The sequence below is a fragment of the Burkholderia sp. B21-005 genome (assembly GCF_020843965.1).
GTDB lineage: Bacteria > Pseudomonadota > Gammaproteobacteria > Burkholderiales > Burkholderiaceae > Burkholderia > Burkholderia ambifaria.
Genome location: NZ_CP086303.1, coordinates 647156 through 671252 on the forward strand (window position 1 = coordinate 647156; position 24097 = coordinate 671252).

Annotated in this window: 20 protein-coding genes; 9 read left to right on the forward strand and 11 right to left on the reverse strand. The window is 67.9% G+C overall.

Annotated features, from left to right (window positions below; all coding sequences use genetic code 11):
- Positions 1 to 3 precede the first annotated feature (3 nt).
- Positions 4 to 1326, reverse strand: coding sequence for a xylose isomerase (xylA, locus tag LMA02_RS33445; RefSeq protein ID WP_228910171.1), 1323 nt, complete (start codon positions 1324 to 1326; stop codon positions 4 to 6).
- 265 nt (positions 1327 to 1591) lie between these two features.
- Between xylA and LMA02_RS33450 the strand changes: the two genes are divergently transcribed.
- From LMA02_RS33450 to LMA02_RS33460, 3 genes are all read left to right on the forward strand, one after another.
- Positions 1592 to 2785, forward strand: a complete 1194-nt coding sequence (locus LMA02_RS33450; protein ID WP_228910172.1) for a XylR family transcriptional regulator — start codon at positions 1592 to 1594, stop codon at positions 2783 to 2785.
- 27 nt (positions 2786 to 2812) lie between these two features.
- Positions 2813 to 3901 carry an aldose epimerase family protein gene (locus LMA02_RS33455; protein WP_228910173.1) on the forward strand — a complete coding sequence of 363 codons (1089 nt, stop codon included), beginning with the start codon at positions 2813 to 2815 and terminating at the stop codon, positions 3899 to 3901.
- A gap of 340 nt (positions 3902 to 4241) precedes the next feature.
- On the forward strand, positions 4242 to 5402 hold the full coding sequence (locus LMA02_RS33460) for a glycoside hydrolase family 53 protein (RefSeq protein WP_228910174.1): 1161 nt from the start codon (positions 4242 to 4244) through the stop codon (positions 5400 to 5402).
- Between the two features lie 51 nt (positions 5403 to 5453).
- Here LMA02_RS33460 and LMA02_RS33465 read toward each other — a convergent pair whose 3' ends face one another.
- The 6 genes from LMA02_RS33465 to LMA02_RS33490 all read right to left on the reverse strand — a co-directional run bounded on the left by LMA02_RS33465 (position 5454) and on the right by LMA02_RS33490 (position 13122).
- Positions 5454 to 6767: a sugar efflux transporter gene (locus tag LMA02_RS33465; protein WP_228910175.1), complete on the reverse strand. Its 1314-nt coding sequence runs from the start codon at positions 6765 to 6767 to the stop codon at positions 5454 to 5456.
- Positions 6768 to 6771: 4 nt separating this feature from the next.
- Positions 6772 to 8742 (reverse strand): beta-galactosidase, encoded by a 1971-nt coding sequence (locus tag LMA02_RS33470; RefSeq protein ID WP_228910923.1) that lies wholly within the window; start codon positions 8740 to 8742, stop codon positions 6772 to 6774.
- A gap of 38 nt (positions 8743 to 8780) precedes the next feature.
- Positions 8781 to 9632, reverse strand: coding sequence for a carbohydrate ABC transporter permease (locus LMA02_RS33475; protein WP_228910176.1), 852 nt, complete (start codon positions 9630 to 9632; stop codon positions 8781 to 8783).
- Between the two features lie 11 nt (positions 9633 to 9643).
- Positions 9644 to 10561 (reverse strand): carbohydrate ABC transporter permease, encoded by a 918-nt coding sequence (locus LMA02_RS33480; protein ID WP_105832123.1) that lies wholly within the window; start codon positions 10559 to 10561, stop codon positions 9644 to 9646.
- A 99-nt stretch (positions 10562 to 10660) separates the two neighbouring features.
- Positions 10661 to 11899, reverse strand: coding sequence for an ABC transporter substrate-binding protein (locus LMA02_RS33485; protein ID WP_228910177.1), 1239 nt, complete (start codon positions 11897 to 11899; stop codon positions 10661 to 10663).
- Positions 11900 to 11967: 68 nt separating this feature from the next.
- On the reverse strand, positions 11968 to 13122 hold the full coding sequence (locus LMA02_RS33490) for an ABC transporter ATP-binding protein (RefSeq protein WP_228910178.1): 1155 nt from the start codon (positions 13120 to 13122) through the stop codon (positions 11968 to 11970).
- Between the two features lie 235 nt (positions 13123 to 13357).
- Between LMA02_RS33490 and LMA02_RS33495 the strand changes: the two genes are divergently transcribed.
- Complete coding sequence (locus LMA02_RS33495; RefSeq protein ID WP_228910179.1) at positions 13358 to 14371, forward strand: LacI family DNA-binding transcriptional regulator; 1014 nt, start codon at positions 13358 to 13360, stop codon at positions 14369 to 14371.
- 128 nt (positions 14372 to 14499) lie between these two features.
- Here the strand turns inward: LMA02_RS33495 and LMA02_RS33500 are convergent, their stop codons facing one another.
- The 3 genes from LMA02_RS33500 to LMA02_RS33510 are packed head-to-tail and all read right to left on the reverse strand — an operon-like array spanning position 14500 to position 17757.
- On the reverse strand, positions 14500 to 15684 hold the full coding sequence (locus LMA02_RS33500; protein WP_228910180.1) for a porin: 1185 nt from the start codon (positions 15682 to 15684) through the stop codon (positions 14500 to 14502).
- A 55-nt stretch (positions 15685 to 15739) separates the two neighbouring features.
- Positions 15740 to 16534, reverse strand: a complete 795-nt coding sequence (locus tag LMA02_RS33505) for an ABC transporter substrate-binding protein (protein WP_166723769.1) — start codon at positions 16532 to 16534, stop codon at positions 15740 to 15742.
- Between the two features lie 53 nt (positions 16535 to 16587).
- On the reverse strand, positions 16588 to 17757 hold the full coding sequence (locus tag LMA02_RS33510) for a M20 aminoacylase family protein (protein WP_228910181.1): 1170 nt from the start codon (positions 17755 to 17757) through the stop codon (positions 16588 to 16590).
- Positions 17758 to 17904: 147 nt separating this feature from the next.
- Here LMA02_RS33510 and LMA02_RS33515 point away from each other — a divergent pair, with 147 nt between their 5' ends.
- From LMA02_RS33515 to LMA02_RS33525, 3 genes are all read left to right on the forward strand, one after another.
- A complete protein-coding gene (locus LMA02_RS33515; RefSeq protein WP_228910182.1) occupies positions 17905 to 18867 on the forward strand; it encodes a LysR substrate-binding domain-containing protein in 963 nt (320 codons plus the stop codon).
- A gap of 98 nt (positions 18868 to 18965) precedes the next feature.
- Complete coding sequence (gene frmR / locus LMA02_RS33520; RefSeq protein ID WP_228910183.1) at positions 18966 to 19241, forward strand: formaldehyde-responsive transcriptional repressor FrmR; 276 nt, start codon at positions 18966 to 18968, stop codon at positions 19239 to 19241.
- A 56-nt stretch (positions 19242 to 19297) separates the two neighbouring features.
- Positions 19298 to 20407 (forward strand): S-(hydroxymethyl)glutathione dehydrogenase/class III alcohol dehydrogenase, encoded by a 1110-nt coding sequence (locus LMA02_RS33525; protein ID WP_006753041.1) that lies wholly within the window; start codon positions 19298 to 19300, stop codon positions 20405 to 20407.
- A gap of 206 nt (positions 20408 to 20613) precedes the next feature.
- On the opposite strand, the gene LMA02_RS33530 is transcribed toward LMA02_RS33525, so the two are convergent.
- Positions 20614 to 21639, reverse strand: a complete 1026-nt coding sequence (locus tag LMA02_RS33530) for an AraC family transcriptional regulator (protein ID WP_228910184.1) — start codon at positions 21637 to 21639, stop codon at positions 20614 to 20616.
- 352 nt (positions 21640 to 21991) lie between these two features.
- Between LMA02_RS33530 and LMA02_RS33535 the strand changes: the two genes are divergently transcribed.
- Positions 21992 to 23221: a dienelactone hydrolase family protein gene (locus LMA02_RS33535; RefSeq protein ID WP_228910185.1), complete on the forward strand. Its 1230-nt coding sequence runs from the start codon at positions 21992 to 21994 to the stop codon at positions 23219 to 23221.
- A gap of 79 nt (positions 23222 to 23300) precedes the next feature.
- Positions 23301 to 24089 carry an SDR family oxidoreductase gene (locus LMA02_RS33540; RefSeq protein ID WP_228910186.1) on the forward strand — a complete coding sequence of 263 codons (789 nt, stop codon included), beginning with the start codon at positions 23301 to 23303 and terminating at the stop codon, positions 24087 to 24089.
- Positions 24090 to 24097: the final 8 nt, after the last annotated feature.

The window sequence follows — 24097 nt, forward strand, 5'->3', positions numbered from 1 at the left end:
GCGTCAGCGCAGCCCGTAGATCGCCTGGTTCACGATGTTCTCGAGCCGCTCCTGCGCGCCGCTCGCATGTCGCGGATCCACACCGCGCGCGAGCGCATCGTCCGCGAGCGACTGCAGCGTATAGCCGCCCGACAGGATCTTGCGGCCGAACGCATCGTCCCACTGCGCGTAGCGCTGCCGGCGCAGCGCGTCGAGCCGGTCGTTCTCGACCAGCACCGCCGCACGTTCCAGCGCGAGCGCGAGCACGTCGATCGCGCCGACGTGGCCGTAGAACAGGTCTTCCGGATCCACGCTCTGGCGGCGCACCTTCGCGTCGAAGTTCATCCCGCCGGTGGTAAAGCCGCCGTGGCGCAGGATCTCGTAGAACGCGAGCGTCAGTTCCTCGACGCTGTTCGGAAACTGGTCGGTGTCCCAGCCGTTCTGCGGGTCGCCGCGGTTCGCGTCGACGCTGCCGAACACGCCGAGCGCGAACGCATTCGCGATCTCGTGATGGAACGAATGACCGGCGAGCGTCGCGTGGTTGGCCTCGATGTTCACACGGATCTCGTTCTGCAGTCCGTACTGCACGAGGAAGCCGTGCACGGTCGCGACGTCGTAGTCGTACTGGTGCTTGGTCGGCTCCTGCGGCTTCGGCTCGATCAGCAGCGCGCCCTTGAAGCCGATCCGGTGCTTGTGCTCGACGACCATCGACAGGAAGCGCGCGAACTGCTCGCGCTCGCGCTTCAGGTCGGTATTGAGGAGCGTCTCATACCCTTCGCGGCCGCCCCACAGCACGTAGTTCTCGCCGCCGAGCCGGTGCGTCGCGTCGAGCGCATGGCACACCTGGGCCGCGGCCCACGCGAACACGTCGGGGTTCGGGTTCGTCGCCGCGCCCGCCGCGAAGCGCGGGTGCGAGAACAGGTTCGCGGTGCCCCACAGCAGCCGCACGCCGCTCGCCTGCTGGCGCTCGCCGAGATAGTCGACCATCCGCGCGAAATTGGCCGCGTACTCGCGCAGGCTGTCGCCCTCCGGCGCGACGTCCGTGTCATGGAACGTGTAGAAAGGCGTACCCAGCTTCGTGAAGAATTCGAATGCCGCATCCGCCTTCAGGCGCGCCCGCTCGAGGGCGTCGCCGGGTTGCTGCCAGGGCCGCTGGAATGCGCCCTGCCCGAAGATGTCGTGCCCCGGCCATACGAACGTGTGCCAGTAGCACACGGCAATCCGCAGATGCTCGGCCAGCGTCTTGCCGAGCACGCGCTTCTCGGCGTCGTAGTGGTGATAGGCCAGCGGGTTGTCCGACTGCGGACCTTCGTAACGAATCGCGGGAATGTGTTCGAAATACGACATGGTGTCTCCGTGCAGGCTCTTGTTGCAGCGCAACGCGCGTCGCGACGACGCACGCGGCCGAATTCGGTTGACTGGATCGTGCCCGCGCGCCTGCCGGCCGGCAATTGCGAAATTGCGCAGCACGCTTAACGTTTCTTGCCAGTTGCTGCGCGCGGCGCGCGTTCCGTCCTACAATCGCCGGACACCAGAACACCGCGCGCCACCGCCTCGGGCGCGCCCCGGAGACAACGGCACGACGCGCCCGGCGCGCGTGCCCCGACATCAGATGAACCGCGCCCCTTCCGCCCAGACACCGCACCGCATCGCGCTGCTGTTCAACGCGAACAAGGTCTATGACCGCGAGATCATCAGCGGCATCGGCCAGTACCTGCACACGACGCGCGTCGTGTGGGACCTGTTCCTCGAAGACGACTTCCGCTGCCGGCTCGCCGGCATCGAGCGCTTCGACGGCGACGGCATCATCGCGGACTTCGACGATCCGGCCGTCGCCGACGCGTTCGCCGGTTCGCCGCTGCCGATCGTCGCGGTCGGCTCGTCATACGAGGATCCGGCGCAGTATCCGGACGGCGTCCCATATATTGCGACCGACAACCCCAAGCTCGTGTCGCTCGCCTATACGCACCTGATCGGCGCGGGGCTCGCGCATTTCGCGATGTACAGCCTGCCAGTCGCCCAAGAGAATCGCTGGGCGCAGCAGCGCGAGCTCGCGTTCGACCGGCTCGCGCGCGCGGACGGGCTCGACGCGCCGATCTACCGCGGCGTGTCGACGAGCGCGTCGGGCTGGGATCACGCGATCGAGCAGCTGATCGGCTGGCTGCATGCGCTGCCCAAACCCGTCGGCGTGATCGCGGTCACCGATGCGCGCGCGCGGCATCTGCTGCAGGCATGCCTGATCGCCGGCATCGCGGTGCCGGAACAGGTCGCGATCATCGGCATCGACAACGATCCGCTCACCCGCACGCTGACACGCATTCCGTTGTCGTCGGTGATCCAGGGCACCGAGGAAATGGGCCGCACCGCCGCACACCTGCTGCACCGGATGCTGCGCGGCGCGCGTTTTCCCGGGCAGCGCATCCTCGTGCCGCCGGTCGGCATCAATGTGCTCGAATCGACGCGCCACCAGCCGCTCGCGAGCCCGCACGTGATGCGCGCACGGCATTTCATCCGCCAGTACGCGTGCCAGGGGATCAAGACCGAACAGGTCGCCGACTATGTCGGTGTGTCGCGCTCGCTGCTCGAAGAACACTTCCGGCGCGAACTGCAGCGCACCGTGCACCAGGAAATCCTGCGTCACAAGCTCGAGGCCGCCCAGGCGCTGCTCGCGGCCCGCAATGCGTCGAGCGCGGAAGTCGCGATCCGCTGCGGCTTCACGTCGCTGCAATACATGTATGCGGTGTTCCGCCGCGAACTCGGCTGCACGCCGCGCGAATACCAGGAACGCACCGCGCCTGCCCACTGAATTCACCGCCCACGAGCGAACCCACTCATGCCTATCGATACCGCCACTTCCCGCCCGGCAGCCGACCTCGGCCGCATTCCGTCCGAGCCGTGGGGCACGCCGCCCGGCGGCGATCCGGTGCGGCGCTTCACGCTGCGCAACGCGCACGGGATGCGCGTCGTCATCAGCGATCTCGGCGCGACCGTCGTGTCGTGGCTCGCCCCCGACCGCACCGGGCGCTTCGCCGATATCGTGCTGGCCCATGACACGCCGGCCGACTACGTCGAATCAGGCGCATACCTCGGCGCGACGGTCGGCCGCTGGGCGAACCGGATCGCGGCTGCGCGCTTCACGCTCGACGGCGTCGACTACACGCTCGACCGCAACGAGAACGGCAACCTGCTGCACGGCGGCGCGAGCGGCTTTCATCGCGCGCGCTGGGACGTGATCGACGACCACGGCGGGTTGACGCTGCGGCTCGATTCGCCGGAAGGCGATGCCGGGTTCCCCGGCAACGTGAGCGTGCAGGTGCGCTACACGCTCGACGACGACGGCACGCTGACGATCGACTACACGGGCGTGACGGATGCGCCCACGCCGTTGAACCTGACGAATCACAGCTACTTCAACCTGAGCGGACGCGCGGGCAGCGACGTGCGCGGGCATCTGCTGCAGATCGACGCCGATGCGTTCGTCGAAGTGGACGACGCGCTGATCCCGACCGGCACGGCCGACGTGACGGGCAGCGCGTTCGATTTCCGGCAGAGCGCGCCGATCGGCGCGCGCCTCGACTGGCCGCACGCGCAGCTCGCACGCGGGCGCGGCTTCGACCACTGCTACGTGCTGCGCGACCCTGGGCGCGGCGTGCGGCCCGTCGCGGCGATCTACGATCCGGAAAGCGGCCGGGAGCTCGCCGTGTCGACGGATCAGCGCGGGCTGCAGCTCTATACCGGCAACTATCTGGATGGCGTGCGCGCAAGCGGCGGCGTGCCGTGCGTGCAGCATGCGGCGCTGTGCGTCGAAGCCGGGTTCTTTCCGAACCAGGTCAACATGAACGCGCTGCGCGACGAAACCATCCTTCATCCGGGCGAGACCTATCGGCAGACGACCAGATATCGCGTCGGCGTTCGCGCGTAGCGGTTACTGCGGCGGATCGCTGCCGACCGCCGTGCCGGTTCCTCCCACGCGGCCGTTCCGGTGCGCGCATGCCCCGTGCGCCCGTCCGTCGCGCACCGATCGTCGCGCCGCTCACGCCCAAGCGCGCCGCATAAACGGCGAGCGAGACGAATCCCTGCCGCTTCGCACTGTCTGCACGCCCGTCGCCAGATAGTAGGCAACGCACGCGTTCTTTGCGTCTGCCTCGGCGGCTGCGCTACGCTCGATCCGGCTTCATGTCGAAGCCGAAATTTAAGCGCTTAAATCACCGACGCCCGCGATCCGGCGATCGATCGACCGGGCCAACACTTGGAGGATGACAATGAACAGACGATCGATGCTGCGCTGGAGTGTCTCGACCGCCGCGCTTGCCTGCGTCGACCTGGCCGGCGCGCTGCCGGCCGTCGCGCAAGGTGTTGCGCGCGGCGCGGGTGGCGTCCCGTTCGCGATGGGCGCGGACGTGTCGACGCTGCCGGAGCTCGAAGCACACGGCGCGCAGTACTTCGACCGCGGGCACCCGCGCGACTGCCTGAAGATCCTGCACGCGCATGGCGTGGATTCGATCCGTATCAAGGTCTGGAACGATCCCGGCAACCCGGACTTCTTCCCCGCGAACCAGAGCGCCGCGGCCGGCTACAACGATGCGGCGCACGTCATTGCGCTCGCGAAGCGTGCGGCCGCGCTCGGGATGCGCATCCTGATCGACTTCCACTACAGCGACTGGTGGGCCGACCCCGGCAAGCAATACCCGCCGCATGCATGGGCCGGCAAGAATCTGGCCGATACATGCGCGCTGCTGTCGGCCTATACGACCGACGTGCTGCGCCAGCTGCAGCGCGCCGGCGTGCGGCCCGAGTGGGTGCAGATCGGCAACGAGATCACCGGCGGCATGCTGTGGCCGCTCGGCCGCTACGACCAGTGGGACAACCTCGCGCAGCTGCTGAAGACGGGCCGCGATGCGGTGAAGGCCGTCGATCCGCGCATCAAGGTAATGCTGCACATCGACAGCGGCGGCGACAACGCGAAAAGCCGCTGGTGGTTCGACAGCGCGACGCAGCGCGGCGTGACGTTCGACGTGATCGGCCTGTCGTATTACCCGCAGTGGCAAGGCTCGCTCGACGACCTGCGCAACAACGCGAACGACATCGCGGTGCGCTACGACAAGGAGCTGATCGTCGTGGAAACCGCGTATCCGTGGACCACCAGCGACGGCGACTCGGAACCGAACGCGATGACGAACACGGGCTCGACCGCGTTCCCGCCGTCACCGGCCGGCCAGGCGCAATTCCTCGCGGCGGTCGTCGATATCGTGAAGGGCGTGCCGGGCAATCGCGGCAAGGGCGTGTTCTGGTGGGAGCCGGAATGGATCCCGACGCCGGGCGTGGGCTGGAAGGTCGGCGCGGGCGATCAATGGGACAACAACACGTGGTTCGACTTCCACGGTAACGCGCTGTCGTCGCTCGACGCGTACCGCCGGCGCTGACCCATCCCGGCGCCACTGCATCACGACATCACCGCACCGGCGCCTTGCGCGTCAGTGCGGTGCATCGAAGCGGCGCCGCGCAGGCGCCGCCGTGCCGCTTGCGTCACTCGCACCGCCCTGCTCGCCGCGCGCATCGCGGACGAGCAGCGCGAGTGCGACGAGCGCGAGGCCGCAGCACCCCGCGAACGTCGCGCGATAGCCGAACAGGTCGACACACGCGCCCGACAGCACACCCGACGCGATCGAGCCGACCCGCGCGGTGCTGAAGAACATCGCGGTCGCCGTGCCGGGACGCGTGGGCATCAGGTCGCACACGCGCGTCATCCCGAGGCAGGACGTGATCGCGACCACGCACGCGCTCAGCAGTTGCAGCGGCAGGATCATGTCGACCCGCGTCACCGCCGCGAGCCCGATGAAATACGCGGCATGCACGACCGCGCACACGGTCAGCCAGCGCGCCTTGTCGAGCCGCGTCGACCGGATGCCGAGCCACAGCATCATCGGGATCTCGAGCAACGCGGCCAGACCCAGCGCGGCCGACACGTTCGCCGGTGTGCCGCCCAGCCCGCGCACGATGTACAGCGGCAGCACGATCATCGTCGCGTTCGCGGCAAGCCCCATCAGCGTGAGCGCGACGAGCGTCCGCAGCACGGTCGCGCGCGGCGCGACGAGGACCGGTGCGGCATCGGCTGGCGACACCGGATCGCCGCCGGATGCGCTCGTCGCGACGGACCGGTGCACCTCGACCGCCGTCGGCCGGCGCACGGGCTCGGGAATGCGCGCAATGATCGCCGCGCACGCGACAAAGCCCGCGGCCGCTGCAAGAAAGAGCCCGGTAAAGCCCGTCTGCGCGAGGATCAGCGCGCCGAGCGCGGGACCGAATACCCACGCGACCGACAGCATCGTACGCAGCGCGGCTGACGCGAGCTCACGCTGCGCATCGTCGTCGACCGGCAGCACCGCGCGTGCGAACGAAAAGATCTGCGACAGCGACACGGCGCCCGCGCCAAGCAGGATCGTGCCGGCCGCGATCACCGGCCCGTGCGCGCGCAGCACGGACAGCAGCGCGAAGCCGAGCGCGGCCGCAGCGAGCGATACGACGAGCAGCGGCCGGTGGCGGTCGCGACGATCCGACCACCGCCCGGCCCACGTGCTCGCGACCACACCGCTCGCCGCGATCAGCGTCATGAAGACGCCCGCGAGCCACGGCGACATCCCGGCCGCTTCCACGCCGAACAGCGACAGGTACGGCGCGGTAAACGACATCGCGACGCCGAGCATCAGCGCCGCCGCGGACAGCGGCACGAAATGCACGATTCGCGCGAGGCGCGCGACATGCAACCGCGGCGACGGCAACGACTGCATCGCGTCAGTCCGGCTCGACCCATGCGGCGACATCGACCGCGCCGAGTTCGAGGCCGCCGAGCACGAAGCGCGCACCGTCCGGCGCGGGCAGCATGCACGGGGTGTCGCCGTAGTTGAACGCGAACACGACACGCCCGCGCCGGCACAAGCGCACGCCGTCAGGCAGCGCGCGCACCGGCAGTCCGGCGTCGCGCGCGCAGCGGCCGACGATCGCACGCAACAGCGCGGGATCGAAGCAGGCGGTCGCCATCGTCACCTGGCCGTGCCGCACAAGCACGGGCACGCCATCGTCGCAGGCAGCGAGCACGTCGATGGGGGTGCGCGCGTCGAGGTCAATGTGATCGCGCCATTTCAGCGCGTGGCCGTCGACACCGTCGAACGCGACGCGCGGCGCGAGCGACGGCCGCAGCGACTCGACCTGCGCGATCCGCACCGGCAGCACGTCACGCAGCTTGCCCGGCGCGAGGCCCGGCACGATCGCGAAGTCGGCGGTGCGCGCCCCCGTGCGCGGCCCGAACAGCCAGTGCGCGTTGCCGCGCGCGGCCTGCTCGACGACGCGATCCGGCACGACCGGCAGCGTCGGCGCGACGACGAGCGCATAGCGCGACACGTCGGCATCGGCCGCGATGATATCGACGTCGAGCCCCAGTTCGCGCAGCGCGCGATACCAGTCGAACGCGTGCTGCTGATAGTCGAAGTCGGCGCCGTGCGGCTGGATCCGGATCATCCAGTCGGCCGTGTAATCGAACAGCAGCGCGACGCGGGCCGGCTCGCGCGCGCCGGTGACGAGCGCGGGATCCAGCGCGGCCAGCTCGCGCGCGACGCGCGCCACTTCACGGCCGCCCGGCGACAGCTGGTCGTCCGGTGCGTTGAGCCCCGAGTGCAGCTGCTCCTGCGCATGCGGATACTGCCGCCAGCGGAAATACGACACGAGCTCCGCGCCGTGCGCGAACGCTTCCCATGTCCACAGCCGCACCGCGCCGGCGTGCGGCACCGGGTTGTACGGCCCCCAGTTGACGGGCCCCGCCTGTTGCTCCATCACCCACATCCGGCCGTTGCCGACACCGCGATACAGGTCGTGCGAGAACGCCGACACGTCGGGATGGCCGGTGCGCGCCCAGCGCCGCTTGTCGGATTCATCGAGCGGCAGCACTTCGGTGCGCGGCACCGGGTAGCTGTCCCACGCGGCGACATCGAGGCCGCCGCGGGCGAACGCGTAGTGATCGAACTCGGTGAAAAATCCCATGAAGTTGTGGAGCACGTCGCGGCCCGGTGCGTGCGGACGGATCGCATCGACCTGCGCCGCATGGAACCGCGCGACCTCGTCCGACTGATAGCGCCGGAAGTCGAGCAGATGCGCGGGGTTCGCGTCGGTCGGCGTATGGCGTGGCAGCTCGATCTCGTCGAAGCCGCGATATTCCATGCTCCAGAACACGTTGCCCCACGCGCGGTTCAGCGCGCCGATATCGCCGTAGCGCACGGCGAGCCACGCGCGAAAACCTTCGAGCGCCGCACGCGTATAGCTCGGCAGCGTGTTGTGACAGCCGAGCTCGTTGTCGGTCTGCCAGGCGATCACCGCCGGATGCGCGCCGTAGCGTCGCGCCATCGCGTCCGCGATGCGCACGCAGTGCTCGCGATACACGGGGCTCGCGATGTCGTAATGGCGACGCGAACCGAATTGCCACACGGCGCCGTCCGCGCCAACCGGCAGGATCTCCGGATGGCGATCGACGAGCCATTTCGGTGGCGAGGCGGTCGGCGTGCCGAGTATGACCTTCAACTGCCGGCTGGCGAGCGTGTCGATCGCTTCGTCGAGCCATGCCCAGTCGTAGCGTCCGGGTTCCGGCTCCATCCGGCTCCACGCGAATTCGGCGATCCGCACGCGGGTCAGGCCCAGTTCGGCCATGCGCCGCGCATCGCGGTCCCATTGTTCGCGCGGCCAGTGTTCGGGGTAATAGCAAACGCCGAGGTGCATCGTGGATTCCTTGCTGGAGAGTGGAAGGAGGGAGGCCATCAGCCTTTCGTCGCGCCGAACGTGAGCCCCGCGACGAAGTGTTTCTGCATCGCGAAGAACATCAGCACCGACGGCAGCGCGGCGAGCACCGAGCCGGCCGACACGATGTTCCAGGCGGTCGTCCACTGCCCCTTGAGCGCGGCGACGCCGACGGTGAGCGGCGCCGCGTCGTCGCCTTGCGTGAGGCACAGCGCCCAGAAGTAGTCGTTCCACACGAACGTGAACACGAGGATCGCGAGCGCCGCGAGCGCCGGCCGCACGAGCGGCAGCACGACGCGCCAGTAGATCGCCCACTCCGACGCGCCTTCGACGCGCGCGGCCTCGATCAGCTCGAACGGCAGCTCGCGGATGAAGTTACGCAGGAACAGCGTGCAGAAGCCGGTCTGGAACGCGGTATGGAACAGCACCAGCGCCCATACGGTGTTGTACAGGCCGACGCCGAGCATGATCTGCCGCACCGGGATCATCAGGATCTGAATCGGCACGAAGTTGCCCGCGACGAACAGCCCGAGCAGCACGAGATTGCCGCGGAACCGGTAGTTCGCGAGCGCGTGCCCGGCGAGCGACGCGAGCAGGATCGACGCGGCGACCGACGGCACCGTGATCAGGATGCTGTTCGCGAAGTAATGCAGCATCGGCGTCTGCGTGAGCGCGGTGCCGTAATTCTCGACCAGCGCGAACTGCTTCGGCCAGTCCCAGTAATGACCGGCCATGATCTCGTCGGTCGAGCGGATCGACGTGACGAGCACCGCGAGCAGCGGCACGAGCCACAGCGCGAGCGCGCACGGCAGCGACAGCCGGTACAGCAAGCGGGCGGGACGTCCCCAGCGGGACATGGGCATCGGATACATGTTGGTTATCCTTATGATTCGACGCGCACCAGCTTGCGCAGCTGCCACACGATATAGACGAGCATGATCGCGAACAGCACGACCGCGATCGCGGCCGAATAGCCTTCGCGGTAATACTTGATCGCCTGGTCGACCATGAAGTACGCGAGCACGGTCGAGCTGTCGAACGGGCCTCCGCCCGTCATCACGGAGATCAGGTCGAAGCTGCGCAGCGCGCCGATCACGGTCAGCACCACCGCCATGAAGGTCGCGGGCCGCAGCTGCGGCAGGATCACGTGCCACAGCAGCGTGAAGCCGCGCGCGCCTTCCATCCGGGCCGCCTCCACGATTTCGCCGTTGATGCCGGTGAGCCCGGTCAGGTACAGGATCATGCAGAACGGAATCTGCGGCCACAGCGCGGCGACGATCACGCCGTAGGTCGCATAGCGCGGATCGCCGAGCACCGGGATCCCGTGCCCGACGATCAGCTTCAGCAGCCCGAACGTCGGGTCGTAGAACCACGAGAACACCAGGCCGACGACGACGCCCGGCAACACGAACGGCGCGAAGAACAGCGACTTCACGAGCCGGATCCCGTAGACGTTCTGGTTCAGGTACAGCGCGAGCGCGAGGCCGAGCGGCGGCGCGGCGAGGAACAGTGCGAGCCACAGCACGTTGTTCTTCAGCGCGACGTAGAACGTATCGGACTGCAGCAGCTCGCGATAGTTGTCGAGCCCCGCGTACGTCATCGGCGTCATCCCGTCCCAGTGATGGAAGCTCAGCCAGATGCTGCTGACGATCGGATACAAGACGAACACGGTGAACAGCGCGAATCCCGGCAGCACGAACAGCAGCGCCGCGCGGTTGCGCCGGCGCGCGAGCGACGCGCGCGCGTGCCGCTCGTGGCCGGCTTCGCGGCGCGCGGCGCTTTCGGACAAGCTGGTTGACATTGAGATGACCTTCGACGAAACGAGACGAAACGGACGAACCGGGCGTGGCGGTGACGACGCGGCGCCGGACCGGCGTGGCCGGCCCGGCCGCGTGCCTCGTTACTTCCGGTAGATGCGCTTGCGGGTCTGCTCGAGGCGCTGCAGGATCGCATCGAGCTGCGTCGGATCGGACAGGAACTGCTGCATCGCCTTCATCCCCTCGTCCGCCATCTCCTTCGTCATGTCGCGGTCGTAGAACTGCGCGATGCCGCCGGGCGTCGTCGCGAGCGTGCGGAAGCCGATCTTCGAGATCGGGTCCTGCGGCTCGGGCGCCTTGTTGTTCGACGGCAGCTGACCCATCCCCTTCGCGAACTCGCCGCTGATCGCCGGTTGCCCCATGAACGCGAGCAGGCGACGCGCATCCGTCTTGTTGTGCGCCTTCGCCGGCACGATCAGCACGTTGACCGGACCGTCCTCCGCAAGCGGCACCGACGCATCGATCACCGGGAAGCGGAAGAAGCTGATCGGGTTGCGCGTCGCGCTCAGCAAGCCCGCCGAATACCAGGTGCCCATCAGCGTCATCGCAGCCTGGCCGTTGACGATCAGCGGGCTCAGCGAATCGACGTCGTAGGACAGCGCGTTGTCGATGAAACACTTGTCGTCGATCAGCTTCTTCCACGCCGCGTACACGGCACGCACCCGCGGGTCGGTATAGGCGACGTCGCCGGCCATCAGCTTCTGGTGGAATGCATAGCCGTTGATCCGAAGGTCGAGGTAGTCGAACCACGCGGCGAGCGTCCACGCGTCGCGCGCGGCCACTGCGATCGGCGCGATGCCGGCCGCCTTCAGCTTGCGACACGCATCGAGAAACTGCGTCCAGTCCGCCGGCTCGCCGTGAATGCCCGCCTTCTCGAACAGGTCCTTGCGGTAGAAGAGGCCATACGCGTCATAGCCGAGCGGCAAACTGTAGAGCTTGCCGCCGTAGGTCGACGACTGCTTCACGGCCGCATACGTGTCGTTCCAGCCGTTCTTCTGCCAGTCCGCGCTCAGGTCCTCGATCAGCCCGCGCTTCGCGAAATACGCGAGCCGCTCGCCGTTGTTCCAGCTCAGCACGTCGGGCGGATCGGTCGCGAGCCAGCCGGACATCTGCACCTTGTATGCCTCCTCGCCGACGTAGCTGACCTTCAGGTCGATGTCCGGATTCGCCTTGTGGAACTGGTCGAACACCGCTTGCCACGTCGCGCGCTGGTTGCCGCGCGCGGCGACGTTCACCTTGAGCGTGCCCGCGTCGGCCGTCCCCGCGGCGAACGCCGCGGCAGTCGTCAGGGCAAGCAGCAGTCGGCTCGCACGAAGTCTCATCGTTGTCTCCTGGTATTGGTGTGATGTGATGGGTGCCGCGCCGCGCGCGGCGGATCGGCGCCGCGCCGCTAGGCGAACGCCGATTCGGCGTGGATGGCCGGCAATGCGATGCCGGCTTCGTCGAACAGGTGGCAGCACGACGGCGGCACGCGGAACGCATGACGCTCGCCGCACCGCAGCGCAGCCTGGCCCGGCAGTTTCGCGAGCAGCGGCACGCCGCCGGGCTGATCGAGATGCACGTACGCGGCTTCGCCCAGTTGCTCGACCAGCGCGACGTCGCGCACGATCGCCGGCAGGTCGGCCTCGCCGGACCCCGCGACCGTCAGATGCTCGGGACGAATCCCGAGCGTCACGCGCGCGCCGCCGCCGACATGGCGCGGCAACGGGCGATCGCGCAGCGTCAGCGTTTCGCCGGTGCCGTCCAGGCGCAGCCGGCAGCCGTGCGCATCGCCCGCCTCGACGACCGCCGGCAGGAAGTTCATCCGCGGCGAGCCGATGAAGCCCGCGACGAAGCGGTTGGCCGGTCGGTGATACAGCTCGAGCGGCGCGCCGGCCTGCGCGATGCTGCCGAAGCGCGCGACGTCGTCGCCCGCGTGCAGCAGCACGATCCGGTCGGCCAGCGTCATCGCCTCGATCTGATCGTGCGTCACGTAGACGGAGCTCGATTGCGTGAAGCGCGCGTGCAGGCGGGCGATCTCGACGCGTGTCTGGCCGCGCAGCGTCGCGTCGAGATTCGACAGCGGCTCGTCGAACAGGAACACGCGCGGCTCGCGCACGATCGCGCGGCCGATCGCGACGCGCTGCCGCTGCCCGCCCGACAGCGCCTTCGGCTTGCGATCGAGCAGTGCGTCGAGCTGCAGCACGCGCGCGGCCTCGGTCACGCGTCGGCGGATCTCGTCCTTCGGCGTGCCGGCGATGCGCAGCCCGAAACCGATGTTCTCGAACACCGTCATGTGCGGAAACAGCGCATAGCTCTGGAACACCATCGCGACGCCGCGCTCGGCTGGCGGCGTGTCGTTCATGCGCGCACCGCCGATCCGCAGCTCGCCTTCGGTCACGTCCTCGAGCCCGGCGATCATCCGCAACAACGTGGATTTGCCGCAGCCCGACGGACCGAGAAACACGCAGAACTCGTGCGATGCGATCTCGAGGTTGACGTCGCGCAGCACCGGCGCATGGTCGCCGTAGCGCTTCGAGACATCTTTCAATGAAATGGCGGTCATCCCGCTCTCCTCTCCTGGGTCAGGCGCTTCGGATCGAAAAATTTAACCGCTTAAATTTCGGTGGCGCAGTTCGCCCGGTTCGCCGTACCATGTCGTCTCCTTCCTCTGATGTGTCGAGAAATTAGCGTATCGCCTGTCCCTGTGCAACTTGTGGGACGCACTCCCAGAATATGAGCAGACACTCCTCCGCTTCACTTCCGTTGCGTAGCGTTGCCAGACCGGCCGCAGGTCGCGCATGGTGACGCTCGCGCAAGTCGCGCGGCGCGCGAACGTCACCGCGGCGACCGTTTCCAACGTGTTGCGCAATCCGCAGAAGGTGAAGCCGGCGACCGTCGAACGCGTGATGGCGGCGATCCGCGAACTCGGCTATCGGCCGAATCTCACCGCGCGGGCGCTCGCCGAAGGCCGCACGTCGACGCTCGCGCTGATGCTGTCGAACATCACGAACCCGTTCTATCCGGAGTTCGTGCTGGCTGCCGAGCGCGAGGCGCGCAAGCGCGGCCATTACCTGCTCGTGTCCAATACCGACGACGATCCGGCGATCACGCGCAACTACCTCGAGCGGATCGCGGGGACGCTCGCGGCCGGCGCGATCGTGATGAACACCGATCTCGCTGAAGCCGAGCTCGCCGACATCGCGCGTCACGGCGCATCGATCGTGCTGTGCATGTGGGAGCACGTGCATGCATCGCGCACGCTGCCGTGCGTGACCGTCGATTTCGCGGCGGCGGGCGCGCTGGCGGCCGCGCATCTTTCCGGGTTGCGGCATCGCGCGTTCGGCGCGCTCGTCGGCAAGGGCTCGGGCGGGCCGCAGTCGGTGCGGCTGCGCGGTTTCGCCGACGAACTCACGGCACGCGGCCATCCGGCGGATGCGCTGACGACCGTGTCGGCGCACGATTCGATCGAAGGCGGCTACGAAGCGGCCGCCGCGCTGCTGCGCGCGAAGCCCGGCCTCACCGCGCTGTTCGCGACCAACGACCTGATGGCGATCGGCGCGATGCAGGCGGCCGCCGATCTCGGGCTGCGCGTGCCGGCCGATCTGTCGGTGGTCGGCATGACCGATATCCAGCTCGCCCATCAGTTCCGCCCTGCGTTGACGACGGTGCGGTTCCCGACGTCGCAGATCGCCGCGCGAGCGATCGCGCTGACGCTCGACATGATCGACGGGATCGAACCGGCCGCGGCCGTGCATACGATCGGTGCGCCGGAACTCGTGGTGCGGGAATCGACGGGGGTGGCGCCGGGGTGATGCAGCCGCCCGGCGGGACGTGCCATTGCGTATTGCCATCCGGAATTCGGCGTCGGGCGATGCAGTCCAGCCGGCATGAACACGGGGCGGCGGCAACGCGCCGCCGCCCCGCTTCCCGCCCGATCCGGTCAGAACTTGTGACGGATCCCCGCATGCACCATCAGTTGCTTGGACGTCGACGACAGATCGGCCGCCCCCGGGATAACCGCCTGATCGAGCGACGAACCGGTCGCGTCGCCGGCAACCCGCTGGTACGCACCCATCAGGTAGACGTCGGTGCGCTTCGACAGGTTGTAGTCGGCCATCAGCCCGATCGAATGGATCTTCGGTTTCGCGCTGCCCGTGGTCGCGTCGTAGCGCACGGTCGTATACACATACTGCGCGCCCACGAAGAACGCCGGCGTGAACTGATACTTGCCGTTCACTTCGAAGTTCTGGTACTTGATCGCCGTGACCGTGCCGCCCGCGAGCGGCCCCGCGACGGGTTCGATCGTCTCGTCGCCGAACAGGTAGCCGACGTTCGCAGTCGGCCGCGTGACGTTGCTGTTCGTGTACGCGAACCCGAGCGTCGCGGGCCCTGCCGTGTAGTTGATGCCGGCCCCGAAGATCCGCAGCCGCGCGGACGCGAAGTTCGCATCCGCACCCACCGAGCCCGAACCCGCGATCGCGCCGCCTGCCGTCGCGCCGGGGTTGTCCGCATTCAGGAATGCCGCGCCGACCAGCAGGCCGCCCTGCTCGTATTGCGCACCGACGCTCCACTGCCGGTTGTTCGCGAAGCCGGTGTCGTTGCTGAAGCTGTACGTGCCGCCGAACGAGAAGCCGGCAAAATCCGGGCTCGCGTACTTGACCGTGTTGTTCACACGGAACGTGTTGCCGGTGTTGTCGTTGTCGAGCGGATGCGAGAACGGATAGACGCCCCAGCTGCCGTTCGCGGTCGTCGGCGCGAGATAGTCGACGACCGAGTCATATTGCCGCCCGAGCGTCAGCGTGCCGAAGCGCGTGTTGCCGAGCCCGACGTAAGCCTGCCGCCCGAACATGCGGCCGCCCTGTGCGAGCGTGCCGCTGTTCACGTTGAAGCCGCTCTCGATCTGGAACAGCGCGCTGTAGCCGCCGCCGAGATCTTCGGTGCCCTTCAGCCCCCAGCGGCTGCCCTGCGCGAAACCGCTCGCCATCTGCCACGCACTGTGGCCGCCGACGTTGTTCGTATAGTCGATGCCGGCATCGATCAGCCCGTACAGCGTGACGCTGCTTTGGGCAAAGGCCGGCGCCGCACAGAGCGCCGGCATCGCGACGAAAAACAATCTCCAGTTCATTCGTTTTCCTTATTGATATGTTGATTCAAGGCCGCACGTCGAGGTGCGGCCAGGCTTACTTCGTGCCGTAGATGTCGAAGTCGAAGTACTTCTGGTTGATTTTCTGATACGTGCCGTTCGCGAGGATCGTCGCGAGCGCGCGGTTGAACGCCTCGCGCAGGTCGGTGTCCTGCTTGCGCAGCCCGAGGCCGTCGCCCTGCCCGAAGTACTTCGCGTCGTCGATCGCCGCGCCGACGAACATGAAGTCCTTGCCCTGCGGCTTCTTCAGGAAGCCGTCGCTGGCCGCGATCGATGCCTGGAACGCCGCGTCGAGCCGCCCCGTCACGAGATCGGCGTACACCTGATCCTGGTTCTGGTACGACTCGATCTGCACGCCGGCCGGCTGCCAGTTCGCGATCGCATAGTCGGCCTGCGCGGAGCCCTGCTCGACGCCAACCCGCTTGCCCTTCAGCGAGGCGGCCGTCGGCAGCAGCGGCGAACCCTTGCGCGCGATCAGCCGCGCCGGCGCGTTCGAGATCCGGTTCGTGAACGCGATCTGCTGCATCCGTTTCGGCGTGATCGTCATCGACGAGGCGATCACGTCGAACTTGCGCGCGAGCAGCCCCGGAATCATCCCGTCGAAACTCGACTCGACCCACACGCAGCGCGCATGCAGCTCCGCGCACAACGCGTTCGTGATGTCGATCCCGAAACCGGTCAGCGTGCCGTCGGGCCGCTTGTATTCGAGCGGCGGGTAGGTCGGATCGACCGCGAGGCGGATCTCCTTGCCCGTCCAGTCGCCCGCCTGCGCGGCCCCTGCCATCGTCGTCGCCGTCAGCGCCACCGCGAGCGCCGCCATCCACTGTTTCATTGCCCGTCTCCTTGCTTGCGTTGTTGAAAGTGAATCGAATCCGTGTGCGCGCGTCACGCGAGGTAGCGCTCGGCGAGCGCGATCCAGTAGCTCGCGCCGGTCGCGAGGCACGCGTCGTTGAAGTCGTAGCCCGGATTGTGCAGCCCGCAGCCGGCCGCGCCGTCGCCGTTGCCGATCGACAGGTAGCTGCCCGGGCACGCGTCGAGCATGAACGCGAAATCCTCGCTCGCCGCGATCGGCCGCAGATGCGGAATCAGCGCGTCGTCGCCACCCCATTCGCGCGCCACGTCACGGGCGAACGCCGTTTCCGCCGCGTGATTGACGAGCACCGGGTAGCCGTAGCGATAGTCAATCTCGGCCGTCGCGCCGTAGCTGTCGGCCTGACCGTGCACGATCGCGCGAATGCGCCGCTCCAGCAGCGCGCGCACGTCCGGTGACAGCGCACGCACGCTCAGTTCGAGATCCGCATGCGGCGGAATCACGTTCGATGCGGTGCCCGCGTGGATCGAGCCGGTCGTGACGATCGCCAGTTCCTGCGGATTCACGTTGCGCGACACGACCGTCTGCAGCGCCATCACGATCGACGCGCAGACGACCACCGGATCGATCGTCGTGTGCGGCGCCGCGCCATGGCCGCCGCGCCCGATCACCCGCACGCGCACCTCGTCGGCCGACGCCATCGCCGGGCCGTCGCAGAAGCCGAACACGCCGGCCGGCAGCCCCGGCACGTTATGCATCGCGAATACGGCATCGCACGGGAACTGCGTGAACAGCCCGTCGTCGAGCATCCGCTTCGCGCCGCCGAGCCCTTCCTCCGCCGGCTGGAAAATCAGGTTCAGCGTGCCGCTGAAGCGCCCGCGCTCGGCCAGACACCGGGCTGCCGCGAGCAGCATCGCCGTATGGCCGTCGTGGCCGCACGCGTGCATCACGCCGTCGCGGCGGCTCGCATGCGGGAGCCCGGTCGTCTCGCGGATCGGCAGCGCGTCCATGTCCGCGCGCAGCCCGAGCCGCTTCCCGGCGCCGCGCGTGAGCGTGCCGACCACGCCGGTGCCGCCCAGGCCACGCGTGACCCGATAACCCCATGTTGTCAGGCAGTCGGCGACGAGCGCGCTCGTCGCCTCTTCTTCGAAACCGAGTTCCGGATCCGCGTGCAGCCGGTGGCGCAGCGCGATCATCTCGGTCTCGATGGCCGCCATTTCAGGCGGAATGCGTGCTCGATTCAACCCTGATACTCCTCGATGCGTGCCGGTTGCCGATCGCCGGAATGGCAGATCGTGGCGAAATCGTAGGCAGCGAAAAAACCGGCGAACAGCCGCAGTTTCGTTATGATGACAACCTTTCGTTGTCGGGTATCGCACCCCCTCACCACCATGAGCACGATCAAGCTGCATCAGTTGCAGGCGCTCGTCGCGAGCGCGGAGGCCGGCAGCATCCGCGGCGCGGCGCGCACGCTCGGGCTGTCGCAGGCGGCCGTCACGCGCGCGCTGCGCGAACTGGAGGCCAGCGAGCGCCTGCCGTTGCTGGTGCGCGCGCCGGAAGGCATCGGCTTCACCGAGTACGGGAAGACCCTGCTCACGCACGCGAAGCTCGTGCTCAAGCAACTGGAGCACGCGCAGAGCGATCTCGAGCGGATGCGCGGGCGCGTCGAGGGGCGGCTGAGCGTCGGCATCACGCCGTGGCTGACGATGACGTTCCTCGCGGAAACCGTGCTGCGGTTTCGCGAACGGATGCCCGACGTGCGCCTCGAGCTGTACGAAGCGCTGATGGCCGTCGCGCAACCGCTGCTGCGCGACGGCAGCATGGATTTCGCGCTCGGCCACGTGCAGCCCGGCAGCGGCGCGCAGGAATTCGCATTCGAGCCGCTGCTGCGCTACGACACGTCGGTGATGGTGCGCGCCGGCCATCCGCGCGAACGCGCGAAGTCGGTGCACGACCTGCTCGATTGCGACTGGGTGCTGAATTCGTCGGCCGACGGGCAGGCCTCGCTCGTCGACTATCTGTTCACGCGGCACGGTGCGCAGATTGACGAACGTCGCATCGTGCGCGCGCAGTCGGTTGCGATGCTGCAGACCATGCTCGAACAGGCCGGCATGTGCACGTGGTGCCCGACCATCCTCGCGGCGGTGCCGCCGTTCGGCGAGCGGATGCGCGTGCTGTCGCTGAAGGAAACCTTCGAGCCGAGCGAACTCGGCATCGTCACGCGTCGCAGCAGCACGCTGAGCGACGCCGCGCGCTGCTTCATCGACTGCCTGCTGCAGACGATCCGGCGGCATGCGCGGTCGGCGCGGAAGGAGGATCTCGCGCTGTTCCGCACGCTGACGCTGTTGATCTGACGGTGTGGGGCTGCGGCCACCAACATCGAGCGATTCCGTATTCCTCTGCGCGCGGCAATGCTCTATACTGCCCCCCAGTATCCGGAAACCACGATCCCATGCCGCATTCCCCCGAAGAAAAGAAACGCGTCCTGACCCGCGTGCGCCGTGTGCGCGGGCAATTGAACGCGCTCGAGCAGGCGCTCGAGGAGGGAGCGGAATGTGGTCCGATACTCCAGCAACTGGCTGCCATCCGCGGCGCGATCAACGGCGTGATGGCCGGCGTGCTCGAAAGCCATTTGCGCGAGGAATTCACCCAGCTCGCGGACGCCCCGCGGCCCTCGTCCGGATCGATCGACGATATCGTGACCCTCGTTCGGTCCTACCTGCGCTGACCGACTGGGGATCGTCGACGTCCGAGCCATTCGATGATTTTTTTAACAGGATTGCCATGAAATCACGTGCCGCTGTTGCGTTTGAGGCGGGTAAGCCGCTGCAGATCGTCGAAATCGACGTCGAGCCGCCCCGCAAGGGCGAAGTGCTCGTCAAGATCACCCACACGGGCGTCTGTCACACCGACGCCTTCACGCTGTCGGGCGACGATCCGGAAGGCCTCTTTCCCGCCGTGCTGGGCCATGAAGGCGCCGGCATCGTGGTGGAAGTCGGTGAAGGCGTGACGAGCGTCAAGCCCGGCGACCATGTGATTCCGCTGTACACCGCCGAATGCGGCGAGTGCCTGTTCTGCAAGAGCGGCAAGACCAATCTGTGCGTGTCGGTGCGCGCCACGCAGGGCAAGGGCGTGATGCCCGACGGCACCACGCGTTTCAGCTACAACGGCCAGCCGATCTATCACTACATGGGCTGCTCGACGTTCAGCGAATACACCGTCGTCGCCGAAGTCTCGCTCGCGAAGATCAACCCGCAGGCGAACCCCGAGCAGGTCTGCCTGCTGGGCTGCGGCGTCACGACCGGCCTCGGCGCGGTGAAGAACACCGCGAAGGTGCAGCCGGGCGATACGGTGGCCGTGTTCGGCCTCGGCGGCATCGGTCTCGCGGTGATCCAGGGGGCCAAGCTCGCGAAGGCCGGCCGCATCATCGCGATCGACACCAACCCGGGCAAGTTCGACCTCGCCCGCGTGTTCGGCGCCACCGATTGCGTGAACCCGAAGGACTACCAGGAGCCGATCCAGCAGGTGATCGTCGGGATGACCGGCTGGGGCGTCGACCACAGCTTCGAGTGCATCGGCAACGTCAACGTGATGCGCGCCGCGCTCGAATGCGCGCACCGCGGCTGGGGCCAGTCGGTCGTCATCGGCGTCGCGGGCGCCGGCCAGGAAATCTCGACGCGCCCGTTCCAGCTCGTCACCGGTCGCCGCTGGCTGGGCACGGCATTCGGCGGCGTGAAGGGCCGCTCCGAACTGCCGGGCATGGTCGAGGAAGCGATGGCCGGCACGATCCAGCTCGCACCGTTCGTCACGCACACGAAGCCGCTCACCGGCATCAACGAAGCGTTCGACCTGATGCACGAAGGCAAGTCCATCCGGACCGTCGTGCATTTCTGAACCACGCGCGAGGAAACCGGCCGCAGCAACCGGTCTCCTCGCGCGATGCCGCCGGCAAGCCGCGATGCTTGCCGGCGCGACGCATTCTCCGCACCCTCCTCTGTCAGACCGGCAACGATCGCCAGCCGGTCACACACCTACTCCCACGGGCCCGCCGCGCATGCGCGCCGAGCGCCGAGCGCATGATCACCCCGCCGTTGCGACCGTCAGTACCGCACGCGCCGCATCCGGAGCGTGGCCGACGGCGATTCCCCGAACGCGCGCTTGTAGTCGATCGCGAACCGCCCGAGATGCGCGAAGCCCCATTTCAGCGCGATGTCCGTCACCGACGCGAGCCCCGGTGTCGCATCGTCGAGCAGTTCGTCGCGCACATGTTGCAGCCGCAACTGGCGCACGAACGCCATCGGCGTGATGCCGTGGCGATTGCGGAATCCCGCGAACAGCGTGCTCGGGCTCACGCCCGCGAGTTCGGCGAGCCGTTCGATCGTCAGCGGCTCGTCGACATGCGTGCGGATGTATTCCTCGACGCGCCTCACATAGAACGGCGCGAGCGGCGCCGGCGCGACGCGCGCGCCATTGCGTGCGCTGTTCGGCTGGCCGTACAGCAACAGGTTGAGCAGCGTCGATTCGAGCTGCTCGAACGCGAGCGGATGGCGCAGCGGATGCCCGTCCGTCGCGATCGCATCGGCGAGCATCGGCAGCATCTGCGCGAGGCACGCGCCCTGCGGCGACGACAGCCTGAATTCCGGCTCGAACTCCACCGGCACGCGCCGGTCGTCGCCGAAATGCCGCTGCGCATGCCGCTCCATCACCTCGCGCTCGATGCGCAGGACCACTTGCGGGCACGCCTCGCCCCACCGCATCCTGAGCGGCAGCGTCGGCGACAGCAGCGACGCGGTGTCGGGCGACGACACGAAACGCGTCGTGCCGCATTCGATCTCGGCGTCGCCGCGCAGCGGAATCTGCAACAGATAGAAGTGCTCGAGCGGCCCGGGTTCGATCGACACCTCGCCACCGTAATCGAGCAGATTCAGCGACAGGTTGCCCCAGCGCGCATGGTGCATGCAGCTGTGCAGCGCGCGCGAGTCGCCCGTCAACGTGAGCCGATGCGGCTTGAACACGTCCGCCACGCGCGCACGCACCTCGTCGAGATCGTTCGACTGCAGCAGCAGCGTGTCGTGATTGAAACAGGCGGCGTCGCCCAGCCAGCCTGTTCCGGAAAATTGCCCCATCGAAGTTCTCCCGTCGTGCCCGATCGCACTTGCGCCGTGCACGCAATCCCGATTTCGGGGAATCCCGTCGCACGAGCCGGATAGCGTCGGCGTATCCGGACAGTCCGCGTCGTTACACTACGCAAGCGCTGCGCCCATGACGCAAGAAGCGGGCCGTTCGCGCATCGTAGAAAACTGTGCGGGACTTCCGCATCCGCACATACCCGCAGTGCACCGCGTTCCGGCCCGGCGCGGCGGGCCGATCCACAGGTTTCCGGAATCCGTGGATACCGGCCGAAGAAAGCGGATAGAAGCACGCGTTTCGTCCGCCAATACTGGGCCCATGAAAATCACGAACGAATTGGAGGGACACATGAAAGGACGACACATCGAGATCCCGTCGCCGGACGGCGGGGCATTTCGCGCGTACCTGAGCACGCCGGCCGGCGGCACGGGGCCGGGCATCGTGCTGTGTCACGAGATCTTCGGCGCGAACGCGACGATGCGCGACGTGGCCGATTATTACGCCGAGGAAGGCTACACGGTGCTCGTGCCCGACTTGTTCTGGCGCCAGGCGCCCGGCATCGAACTCGGTTACACCGCGGCCGACTCCGAGCGCGCGATGGCGCTGTACCGCGAGTACGACGAAAACAAGGGCGTCGAGGACGTCGCCGCCGCGCTGGCCGTGCTGACGCAACGGCCGGAATGCACGGGGCGGGCCGGCGTGCTCGGTTACTGCCTCGGCGGCAAGCTCGCGTATCTCGCCGCGTGCCGGCTGCCGGACGTGGCGGCCGCCGTCAGCTATTACGGCGTGGGGATCGAGCACGCGCTCGACGAAGCCGCTCACCTGCGCGGCCGGCTCGTGCTACAGATCCCCGCGCAGGACCGCTTCTGCCCGCCCGACGCGCAGCAGCGTATCGCCGCCGCGCTGGCGGGGCGCGATGGCGTCGAGGTATACGTCTACCCGGGCGTCGATCATGCGTTCGCGCGCGTCGGCGGCGATCATTTCGACAAGGCGGCCGCGATCATGGCACACCAGCGCGCGATCGCCGCGTTCCGCGCGGCGCTCGGCCCGCACTACGACCTGTCCACCCTGTGGGAAGAACATCTGCGGCACGAGTTCGACACGCGCAACGTCGACGCGACGATGGCCACGATGGTCGCGCAACCCTACGTGAACCATATCCCGACGCTGACGGGCGGCGTCGGCCATGACGAGCTCAAGCGCTTCTACACGCATCACTTCGTGCATGCGAACCCGCCGGACACGACGATCACGCCGATCTCGCGCACGATCGGCGCGAGCCAGATCGTCGACGAGCTGCTGTTCTGCTTCACGCACACGACCGAGATCGACTGGATGCTGCCCGGCGTCGCGCCGACCGGCAAGCGCGTCGAGATTCCGCTCGTCGCGATCGTCAAGTTCCGCGGCGACAAGCTGTATCACGAACACATCTATTGGGACCAGGCGAGCGTGCTCGTGCAGATCGGCCTGCTCGACGCGGCCGGGCTGCCCGTCGCCGGTGTCGAAACGGCGCGCAAGCTGCTCGACGAAACCGTGCCGTCGAACGGACTGATGCAGCGCTGGCACGACAGCGCGTAAGCGCCGGCGGATAGGCAGGATACGCAGGCGGCGCGTCGAACGCGCGCCGCCTTGATTCAATCATTCCAGGAGACACTCCATGACTGCCCTTGCTGGCAAAGTCGCGCTCGTCACCGGCGGCGCCACGCTGATCGGCGCCGCCGTCGCGCAGGACCTGAGCCGCGCCGGCGCATGCGTCGCGATCCTCGATCTCGATGCGGAAAACGGTGCGCGCGTGGCCGATACGCTCGGCGAACGCGGGATGTTCATCGCGACCGACATCACCGACGATCGCGCGATCGAACGCGCGGTATCGGCCGTCGCCGAACGCTTCGGCGCGATCGACCTGCTGATCAACCTCGCGTGCAGCTACGTCGACAACGGCATCCAGGCGTCGCGCCGCGACTGGCTCGCGGCGATGGACGTCAACGTCGTGTCGGCCGCGATGCTGGTCAAGGCCGTTCATCCGTACCTGACGCGGCGCGGCGGCGGCGCGATCGTGAACTTCAGTTCGATCTCCGCGCAATGCGCGCAGACCGGCCGCTGGCTCTACCCGACCTCGAAGGCCGCGATGCGCCAGCTCACGCGCAGCATGGCGATGGATCTCGCCGCCGACGGGATACGCGTCAACTCGGTGTCGCCTGGCTGGACGTGGTCGCGCGTGATGGACGAGCTGACGCACGGCGACCGCGCGAAGACCGATCGCGTGGCCGCGCCGTTCCATCTGCTCGGTCGTGTCGGCGATCCGTCGGAAGTCGCGCAGGTCGTCACGTTCCTGTGCAGCGACGCCGCGAGCTTCGTGACGGGCGCCGACTATGCGGTGGACGGCGGCTATTCCGCGATGGGCCCCGAGCAGGCGGTGCCGGCGATTCCGCGCCTCGCGGAGTAACCGCAAGC